Source organism: Kytococcus sp. HMSC28H12 (assembly GCF_001816045.1).
In the GTDB taxonomy this organism is placed as follows: Bacteria; Actinomycetota; Actinomycetes; order Actinomycetales; family Dermatophilaceae; genus Kytococcus; species Kytococcus schroeteri.
In genome coordinates this window covers 1-9,561 of the sequence record NZ_KV824369.1, presented here as the reverse complement: position 1 = coordinate 9,561, position 9,561 = coordinate 1, and the positions used below count along the sequence as shown (strand labels likewise).

At 72.1% G+C, this 9,561-nt stretch carries 7 protein-coding genes and 2 pseudogenes; 5 read left to right on the top strand and 4 right to left on the bottom strand.

The window, feature by feature from the left end; genetic code table 11:
* The 5 genes and pseudogenes from HMPREF3099_RS04210 to HMPREF3099_RS12315 form a co-directional block, all read left to right on the top strand.
* Positions 1–2,133, top strand: a 2,133-nt coding sequence (locus HMPREF3099_RS04210; RefSeq protein ID WP_141761981.1) for an acyltransferase family protein, incomplete at its 5' end; no start/stop codon positions are given.
* A gap of 94 nt (positions 2,134–2,227) precedes the next feature.
* Positions 2,228–2,611 (top strand): hypothetical protein, encoded by a 384-nt coding sequence (locus HMPREF3099_RS04205; RefSeq protein WP_070704371.1) that lies wholly within the window; start codon positions 2,228–2,230, stop codon positions 2,609–2,611.
* 33 nt (positions 2,612–2,644) lie between these two features.
* Positions 2,645–4,492, top strand: coding sequence for a 1-deoxy-D-xylulose-5-phosphate synthase (dxs, locus tag HMPREF3099_RS04200; RefSeq protein WP_070704369.1), 1,848 nt, complete (start codon positions 2,645–2,647; stop codon positions 4,490–4,492).
* Positions 4,493–5,084: 592 nt separating this feature from the next.
* Positions 5,085–5,258 (top strand): hypothetical protein, encoded by a 174-nt coding sequence (locus HMPREF3099_RS12750; RefSeq protein WP_168168430.1) that lies wholly within the window; start codon positions 5,085–5,087, stop codon positions 5,256–5,258.
* A 72-nt stretch (positions 5,259–5,330) separates the two neighbouring features.
* Positions 5,331–6,085, top strand: a pseudogene (locus HMPREF3099_RS12315) (hypothetical protein).
* 9 nt (positions 6,086–6,094) lie between these two features.
* Here the strand turns inward: HMPREF3099_RS12315 and HMPREF3099_RS04180 are convergent.
* The 4 genes and pseudogenes from HMPREF3099_RS04180 to HMPREF3099_RS12745 all read right to left on the bottom strand — a co-directional run.
* Positions 6,095–6,388: a hypothetical protein gene (locus HMPREF3099_RS04180; protein WP_070704357.1), complete on the bottom strand. Its 294-nt coding sequence runs from the start codon at positions 6,386–6,388 to the stop codon at positions 6,095–6,097.
* A gap of 171 nt (positions 6,389–6,559) precedes the next feature.
* Complete coding sequence (locus tag HMPREF3099_RS04175; protein ID WP_083323479.1) at positions 6,560–7,498, bottom strand: glycerophosphodiester phosphodiesterase family protein; 939 nt, start codon at positions 7,496–7,498, stop codon at positions 6,560–6,562.
* A 126-nt stretch (positions 7,499–7,624) separates the two neighbouring features.
* Positions 7,625–9,148, bottom strand: a complete 1,524-nt coding sequence (locus HMPREF3099_RS04170; RefSeq protein ID WP_070704354.1) for a helix-turn-helix domain-containing protein — start codon at positions 9,146–9,148, stop codon at positions 7,625–7,627.
* 92 nt (positions 9,149–9,240) lie between these two features.
* Positions 9,241–9,561: pseudogene (locus HMPREF3099_RS12745) on the bottom strand (ribonuclease D); the annotation flags it as partial.

Sequence of the window (9,561 nt, the reverse complement as noted above, 5' to 3'; positions counted from 1 at the left end):
GGCCGGCAGCAGGGTCAGGCGCGGCGCGGCGCCCCCAAGGGGGAGACCCGTCCGGTGGCCGGCATGGGCTCCGGCGCCGCCGACTCCGGCCGCATCCAGGGCCTCGACGGCCTGCGCGCCCTGGCCGTGGGGCTGGTCGTGCTCTTCCACCTGTGGCCCGGCACCGTGCGGGGCGGCTTCCTCGGGGTCGACGTCTTCTTCGTGATCTCCGGCTTCCTCATCACCACGCTGCTGCTGCGCGAGGTGCGGCGCAACGGGTACATGAACATGCCCACCTTCTGGATGCGCCGCATCCGCCGGCTGGTCCCGGCCCTGGTGCTGCTGCTGCTGGTGTGCACCGCACTGGTGCTGGTGGTGGACCTCACCCGGGGAGGGGACCTGCGGGTGGGGCTCGGCCGGCAGGTGCTCGGCGGCCTGACCTTCAGCACCAACTGGGTGGAGATCTCCCACGGCACCTCGTACTTCGACCAGAACCAGCCCGTGCTCTACAAGCCGCTGTGGTCGCTCTCGGTGGAGGAGCAGTTCTACCTGTTCTGGCCACCCGCTCTGGCGCTGCTCATCGCCCTCACCGGCCGCTGGCGCGAGCGCATGGCCGTGGTCTCGGTGGTGGGTGTGCTCTCGGCGGTGTGGATGGCGGTGCTGTACGTCACCGCCCCCGACGTGACCCGCCCCTACTACGGCACCGACTCCCACCTCTTCGGCCTCATGGCCGGGGTGATGGTGTCCTTCCTGTGGATGTCGCGGCGCAGCGTGCTGCGAGGGGCCGCTTGGCGCCGGTGGCGCGGGCCGGCGGGCGTGGGCTCGCTGGCGGGCGTGCTGCTGCTGGCCCTGGCGATGCCGGAGGACCGTGCGGTGACCTACACCGGCGGGCTGTTCCTGGTGTCCCTGCTCACCGCGGTGGTCATCGCCGCCCTGCTGCCGGGCCGCACCGCCCTGCACCGGGTGCTCGAGCTGCGCCCGATGGAGTGGGTGGGGGAGCGCTCCTACGGCCTGTACCTCTGGCACTGGCCGGTGCTGCTGCTGCTCGAGGCCGCGCTGCCGGCGCAGACCCCGGGCTCGCTGGGTTCGTTCCTGACCCGGCTGCTGGCGCTGGCGCTGGCGGTGGCAGCCACCGAGGCCAGCTACCGCTGGGTGGAGACCCCCGTGCGGCGGATGGGCTTCCGGGCCTGGGCGCTGCAGGCGGTGGAGGCCGTGCGGGGCCCCGCCGAGCGGGGGCGTCCGGTGCGACGCGGCGCCGTCCCGGGTGTCCGTGCCCGCGGCGCGCTGCGCCCACCGGTGCCGGCCCGCGTGACCGCAGGAGCGGCCGTGGTGGCCCTGCTCATGGGCGGTGTGGCGGTGGCCACGGCCCCGGAGAAGACCGAGACCCAGCTGGCCATCGAGGCCGGCGAGAAGGAGCTGGCCGAGATGCCCGGGGCCCAGGTGGGTCCCGACGGCGAGGTCGTCGTGCCCGGCGACCCCACCGGCCCGGACACCTCCCCGGCCCCGGGTGCCTCGCCCTCGCCGACCGGGGAGCCGGACGCCTCGCCCTCGCCCGACGCGTCGTCGTCGCCCGCCGCCTCGCCCTCGTCGACCCCGTCGCCCGAGCCGGGGGAGTCCACGGCGCCCACGGGGAAGGGCTCCGGCTGGTACGTCCCGAAGGGCCACCAGGTCTCGGTCTTCGGTGACTCGTTGGTGGTCACCAGCCTCCACGGGTTCAAGGAGGAGTTCCCCGGGCTGGCCGTCGACGCCAAGTCCAACCGCCAGTGGCCCGAGGGGCAGTCGGTGATCCGTGCCCACCTGCGCGCCGGAGACGTGCGCGACTCGGTGGTCATCGCCTTCGGCACCAACGCCGGCGTGCGCGACCAGAAGGTGGTGCGCGACACCCTCGACGACCTGGGCCCCGAGCGCCAGGTGGTGCTGGTGAACCTCTTCGGCAAGTCCACGTGGATCGACGAGTCCAACGACAACCTGCGGCAGATCGCCGAGGACTACCCCAACGTGGCCGTGGCCGACTGGCACGCGCTGGTCTCGCAGCACCCCGAGTGGCTGCAGAGCGATGGCGTGCACCCCGGCATCGAGGGTGGTTTCGCCTACGGCGCGATGGTGCGCGACACCTTCGCCGCGCAGGCGGGGGAGAAGGACTCGGGCGACTGACCGGCGGTGGCGGGTACCGGGACGGCAGGTGCATGAGTACTCCTGTCGCAGACGCGGCTGGCGCATCGGTACGCCTGTTCCATAGACTGCGGGTATGGCACCTGCCCGCGACCCGCGCTCCGGCCCGCCCGGCTGGCCGGCTCCAGTGCGCCCCGTGGACGCCCCCGGGTGGCGCGATGACGCGGTGGCCTGGCTGCTGGACCTCTGCCCGGCGGACTTCCGCGCCTACGACGGCTGGCGCCGCCACCCGGTGATGCTGGCGTGGATCGCCGAGCGCCACGTGGCCGGGCAGGTGGAGGTGCTGCGCCAGGCGTGGCGCGACGTGCGGCTGCAGGTGGGGGTGCACGTGCCGCCGGAGGCCCTGCCCTCGCTCATGGAGCACATGGCCGCCGAGGGGCGCCGCCTGGCCGAGGCGCGCCGGGGCGCCGAGCTGCTCAGCGAGGCGCTCCGCGGTGAACGCTGGGTGCCGCGCCTCTAGACTGGGCCCTTCGCACGACGGAACGGACTTTGCGTGAGCACGTTGGACCAGATCGGCAACCCCGACGACCTCAAGGCCCTGGCAGCCGACCGGCTGCCGGGTCTGGCTGCGGAGATCCGCAGTCGCCTCATCCAGAGCGTCTCGCGCACCGGGGGGCACCTGGGGCCGAATCTCGGCGTGGTGGAACTGACCATCGCCCTGCACCGCGTGTTCGACTCGCCGGCCGAGCCCATCGTGTTCGACACCGGCCACCAGAGCTACGTGCACAAGATGCTCACCGGCCGCACCGACTTCAGCACGCTGCGCCAGGCCGGCGGGCTGAGTGGCTACCCGAGCCGCGCCGAGTCCGAGCACGACGTGGTGGAGAACTCCCACGCCTCCACCTCGCTCAGCTGGGCGCACGGCATCGCGGTGGGGCGGCGCCTGCGCGGCGAGGAGGGCGCCACCGTGGCCGTCATCGGTGACGGCGCGCTCACCGGTGGCATGGCCTGGGAGGCGCTCAACAACATCGCCGCGGACAAGACCCTGCCGCTGGTGGTGGTGGTCAACGACAACGAGCGCTCCTACGCGCCCACCCTGGGCGGCATGGCCGAGCACCTGGCCCACCTGCGCACCCAGCGCCGCTACGAGCAGGCCCTCAGCTGGACCAAGAAGAGCGTGCAGAGCACCCCCGTGGTGGGGCGTCCGGTGTTCGAGGCGCTGCACGGCCTCAAGAAGGGCGTCAAGGACGTGCTGGCCCCGCAGGGCCTCTTCGAGGACCTCGGCATCAAGTACATCGGCCCGGTGGACGGCCACGACCTGCCGGACGTGGAGAACGCCCTGCGCCTGGCCAAGCGCTACGGCGGCCCGGTGATCGTGCACGTCATCACCCAGAAGGGGCGCGGCTACGACCCGGCCACCAACGACGAGGCCGACCGCTTCCACGCCGTGGGCAAGATCAACCCCGAGACCGGGCTGCCGCTGGAGATCGCCGGCCGGGCGTGGACCGAGGAGTTCTCCGAGGAGCTCGTCGACATCGCCGCCGAGCGCGAGGACGTGGTGGCGCTGACGGCGGCCATGCTCATCCCGGTGGGCCTGGAGCCGATGCAGGCGCGCTTCCCCGAGCGCGTCTTCGACGTGGGCATCGCCGAGCAGCACGCGGTCACCATGGCCGCAGGGCTCTCCCGTGCCGGGCTGCACCCGGTGGTGGCCATCTACTCCACCTTCCTCAACCGCGCCTTCGACCAGCTGCTCATGGACTGCGCGCTGCACCGCCAGGGCGTCACCTTCGTGCTCGACCGCGCGGGGGTCACCGGCTCGGACGGGCCCAGCCACAACGGCATGTGGGACCACTCGTTGCTGTCCATCGTGCCCGGGTTGCACCTGGCCGCCCCGCGCGACGGCGTGCGCGTGCGCCGGGCCCTGCGCGATGCCGTGGAGGTCACCGACGCGCCCACCGTGCTGCGCTTCCCCAAGGGCAGCGTGCCCGAGCCGGTGGAGGCGGTGGCGCACCGCGACGGCGTGGACGTGCTCACGCAGGACGGTGACGGTGCGGTGGACGAGCTGGTGGTGGCCATCGGGGCCATGGCGCCGGTCGCCCTCGACCTGGCCGAGCGCCTGCGCGCCGCGGGCCGCACGGTCCGTGTGGTGGACCCGCTGTGGGTGCTGCCGCTCTCCGACGGGCTGCGGGCCGAGGTGGAGCGTGCCGGCGGCCGGGTCTCGGTGGTCGAGGACGCCCTCGTGGTGGGCGGCCTGGGCTCGCGCGTGGCCGCCGAGTTCCCCGAGCGCACCGTGCGCGCCTTCGGCATCCCGCAGCGCTTCCTCGACCACGCCTCGCGCGGGCAGATCCTCACCGAGATCGGCCTGGACGCCGACGGCATCGCCGCCGTGCTGCTGGGCTGAGCGGGCGGGCGTCCGGCCGCCCCGGGGCACGCCGGGCAGCACGAGGGCCGGTACCCACCGCGGAGGCCGGCCCTCGTGCTCCGCCGAGTGATCCAGGGAGCTTGATCGATCAGAGTTTGCACATCGTGGCCCTTCCTTGCGAAGAGATGTCGCGATCGCCGCCTCTTCCAGGTACAGCGAACCTGCTGTGCATCGGAGCGCCAAGCACAGCTGCACCTCGCGCCGTCTCAGGCATCAGGTGCAGATCGAGCACGCTCGGGGATCGGGGCCGCAGTCCCTCTCGACTCATCGAGGCGTGCGCCTTAGGCTCACCACCGTGAAGGGGAACGCGAGACTCTGGTGTTCAGTTCGGGGATGCACAGTCACTGGCGTGACACTCTTGGCGTTGGCTGCATGCGCGAGCAACGGCGATAGCGGCGAGCCCTCGGATAAGGGGGCCTCGAGCCCTCCGAGTGCTTCAGCATCGGAGAACCCGGCGCAGGAGTACGAGGCCAAGGGGCCTGGCGGGATGGCCGCGCAGCTCAAGGGGACCCTGACGCAGCGGGAAGGATGCTGGGTCGTAGAGGGCGAGCACCAGGGCACGACCGTTCCAGTGTTCCCGACCGGCGAGGTCGTCTGGGAGGACGACGGCCTCACCTACCAGGGCACCCACTACGGCGAGGGCGACGAGATCGAGCTGGGCGGCGGGAACCCCGGTGAGAACGTCACGAGCGACTGCGAGGGCGACTCGGTGTTCCACGTCGCCGCCTCGTCCTCGTCTGAGTGACATGGGACTGCTGCACAGGTAGGTGACATCTGGTCTGTGGCGCTACGAGGCGTCGCTGGAAGGACGCGCACCGTGCCCAATCCCTGTCCCCAAGAGTTCCGTGACGACGTGGTCAGCGTTGCCCGAAACCGTGAATCTGGACAGACGATCAAGCAGATCGCAGCCGGTTTCGGGATCGCTGAGTCGTGCTTGTGCAACTGGATGCGCGCGGCCGAGGTGACCGGTGGCGCCCGGCCCGGGAGGACGACAGCGGAGAACGTCGAGCTGAGCGAGGCCACAAAGCGGATCCGGTTGCTGGAGCAGGAGAACGAGGTTCTGCGCCGCGCTGCGGCTCACCTGTCTCAGGCGAACCTGCCGGGAAAGTGATGTACCCGCTCGTCCGCGAGCTGGCCGGCGACGGGATCCCCGTCACGGTGACGTGCCGGGTGTTCAAGATCGCTCGCCAGCACTACTACCGGTGGCTGTCCAACCCGGTCACTGACGCCGAGCTGGCTGCCGCTTACCGCGCCAATGCCCTGCACGCCGACAGGGCATCGCAGTTCCGAAGCCGGACGTTCGTCCGCGCTCTGCACCGTCACGGCATGGTCGGCTCCATGGGCAAGGTCGGCGCGGCCGGCGACAACGCTGCGATGGAGTCCTTCTTCCCCCTGGTGCAGAAGAACGTCCTGGACCGTCGGCACTGGACGACCCGACAGGACCTGCGGATCGCGATCGTCACCTGGATCGAGCGCACCTACCACCGCCGCCGGCGGCAGGACGCTATCGGCCGGTTGGCCCCCATCGAGTACGAGACCATCATGACCACACTGGCCGCTCAGGCAGCCTGACCCGACCTGTCACCCGTCCGTGCAGCAGTGCCTCTGGCGGAAGTCATCGCCGGGGCGGGGCGCGATGCCCACGGAGGTGTGCGCCCGGATCGTGCCGTTGGACAGTCGCTCACGGCGGTAGCCCAGGCTCGACCACGCCGAGATGTGGGCGGCGCCCACGTACTGGGTGCGGGCACGGGCGAGGACGGGGCCGTGGGTGTGGCCGGTGGAGACGGTGCGCCCGGTGGCCAGGCGGACGGTCACCCGGGTGGTCTTGCTGCCGGAGGTGATGGTGACGCGGTCCTTCGCGCCGTCACCGTCCACGTCGGCGGTGGTCGTGTACGAGCTCGCCGCCGGGGTGGCCCCGGTGGTGGGCCCGGCCCCGGCCCTCGACCGGACGCCCCCACTGTGCCAGCCCCGGCCCGTGCGCGGCTCGCCCCCGACTCACAGGTGCCGCACGGTCGACTCACACCCGGTCGACGCACACCCGTCGGCTCAGGACCGTCCGGACACCACCGCCAGGGCGCGGTCGGCGCGGTCGGTCACCAGGCCGTCGACGCCCAGGTCGAGCAGGCGCCGCATGTCGGCCTCCTCGTTGACGGTCCACACGTGCACCTGCGCGCCGGCGAGGTGCGCCGCGTCGAGGAAGGCGTGGTCCACCACGCGCAACCCCCGGAAGTGCTCGGGCACCTGGTAGGCGTCGATGTCGTGGGCCACCCGCCGCACGAGCCGGTGGGTCCACTCCTCGGCTGCCGTGGCCAGATGCCGCCCCGGTGCGGCCAGGCGCCCCCGGGCCAGCTCGGCGGTGCCCACCCCGATGCCGGCGGCGAGCACGAGCAGCCGGCTGGCGGCCCACATCGCGGCCGTGCGGGCCTGCCCGGCCGAGGTGGCCACGGGGCGCGAGAGCAGGTCCAGCGCGCGCTGGCGGCGGGCGTCGTCGAACGAGGTGAGCAGCACCCGGTCGTGCACGCCGAGGCGCTCCACGAGGGCCACGGTCGGCTCCACCGCGCCGTCGGACTTGAGGTCCACGTTGAGGCGCAGCCCCGGGTGCCGGGTGAGCAGTTCCTCCAGCGTGGGCACCGGGTGGCCGCCGGTGATGCGGGCCCGGCGCACCTGCTCCCACGGCAGGTCGGCGATGCGGCCGGTGGCGTCGGTGACGCGGTCCAGGGTGTCGTCGTGGAAGGCCACCACCACGCCGTCGGCGGTGGCGTGCACGTCGGTCTCCACGTACGTGCAGCCCAGGGCCACGGCGGCGTCGAAGGCCGCCATCGAGTTCTCGCTGCCGTCCGGGGCGAACCCGCGGTGGGCCAGCACGAGCGGGCCGTCACCCGCCAGGTAGGGCGTGCGCGTGTCCCCGGCGTCGGCACCGCCGGGGGAGGGGATGCGGGCGGCGGGGGCAGGGTCCTCGGGGAAGAGGTGTCGCGTGGCGGCCATGGGGGCAGCCTCCACCACCTCGGTGAACGGGATCTGTCCTGTGGTGGCCCGCCCCGTCCACCACGCCACACACACGACGGCCGGGCCCGCGCCTGCGGACCCGGCCGTTGGCCGTGCGGTGGGAGATCAGATGTCGCGGAACACCGTGATGCTCGCGCCCAACTCGTTGAGGCGCGTGGCCAGCGCTTCGTAGCCGCGGTTGATGACGTACACGTTGCGCAGCACCGAGGTGCCCGGCGCGGCGAGCATGCCGAGCAGGATGACCACGCCCGGGCGCAGCGCCGGCGGGCACATGATCTCGGCGGCGCGCCAGCGGGTCGGGCCCTCCACCTGGATGCGGTGCGGGTCGAGCAGCTGCACGCGGGCGCCCAGGGTGGACAGCTCGGTGAGGTGGATGGCGCGGTTCTCGTACACCCAGTCGTGCACCAGCGTCTTGCCCTCGGCCATGGCGCCGATGATCACGAAGAACGGGAGGTTGTCGATGTTGAGGCCGGGGTACGGCATCGAGTGCACCTTGTCCTGCGGTGCCACCAGCGGGCCGGGCTTGTACGTGATGTCCGCCAGGCGGGTGCGCCCGTTGGCCGAGGTGTACTCCTCGGTGAGCTCGTACTTCATGCCCATGTGCTCGAGGGTGGCCAGCTCGATCTCGAGGAACTCGATCGGCGCCCGCTCGATGGTGATCTCGGACTGGGTGACGATGCCGGCCGTCAGCAGGCTCATCGCCTCGATGGGGTCCTCGCTGGGGGAGTACTCGACGTCGGTGTCGATGTCCTCCACGCCGGTGATGGTGAGCGTGGTGGTGCCCACGCCCTCGATCCTCACGCCCAGCGCCTCGAGGAAGAAGCACAGGTCCTGCACCATGTAGTTGCTCGAGGCGTTGCGGATGACCGTGGTGGTCGGCTCCATGGCGGCGGCCATGATGACGTTCTCGGTGACCGTGTCGCCGCGCTCGGTGAGCACGATCGCGCGGCCCGGGGCCTTCTTGGTGACCGTGGCGTTGTACTGGCCCTCGGTGGCCAGCACCTCCAGGCCGAAGGGCTTGAGCGAGTTCAGGTGCGGGCCCACGGTGCGGGTGCCCAGGTCGCAGCCGCCGGCGTAGGGCAGCTGGAACTCGGGGTACCGGTGCAGCAGCGGGCCGAGGAACATGATGATCGAGCGGGTGCGGCGGGCCGCGGCCTCGTCGATCTCCTCGAGCTTGAGGCGCTCCGGCGGGGTGATGCGCAGGTCGTTGGTGTCACCGAGCCACTTGGTCTCGACGCCGAGGGAGTTCAGCACCTCGATGAGGCGGTTGACCTCCTCGATGCGGGCGAGGTTGCGCAGCGTGGTGGTGCCCTTGTTGAGCAGGGAGGCGCACAGCAGCGCCACGGCGGCGTTCTTGGAGGTGCGCACCTCGATGCTGCCGGAGAGCTTGCGTCCGCCCTCGATGCGCAGGTGCTGGGGCATGGAGGCCGGCACGACGATGTCGTGGTCGAGGGCCTCGCTCACGCGGGCGATGGTGTCCAGGGAGAGGTTCTGCTTGCCCTGCTCCATGCGCGCGACCGCGCTCTGGCTGGTGTTCAGGATCTCCGCGACCTGCTGCTGGGTCATGCCCCGGTGCAGTCGGGCGTCGCGGATGAGGTTCCCGATCCGTGCCAAGTACTCATCAGTCATGCCCTCGACGGTATCTCATGGATGAGATATCGCAACCGGCCGACGCTCCGACAGGCCGTGTGTCATGGCCCACCTGCGGGTGCCCGACGGCCTCAGGCGGCCGCCTCGGCGACGGCGCGCACCACCACCGGCACCGCCAGGCCACGCTGCCACTCACGCGCCCCGCCGTCCGCCAGATGGCGCTCCACCTCGTCGGCGTCCACCCGGTCCCTCTCGGCGGTCTCCCAGAGCAGGTCGCGCAGCAGCGAGGGGGTGAGGAGGTTCTCCACGGGCACGCCCAGGTCGTCGGCGATCTCCCCGAGGTCGGCCCGTGCTCGGGCCAGGCGCGCGGCGGCGCGGGGGTCCTTGTCGGCCCACGCCTTGGCCGGGGGTGCCCCTACGGCGGGCAGGCGGGCGGCGGGCAGCTGGTCCTC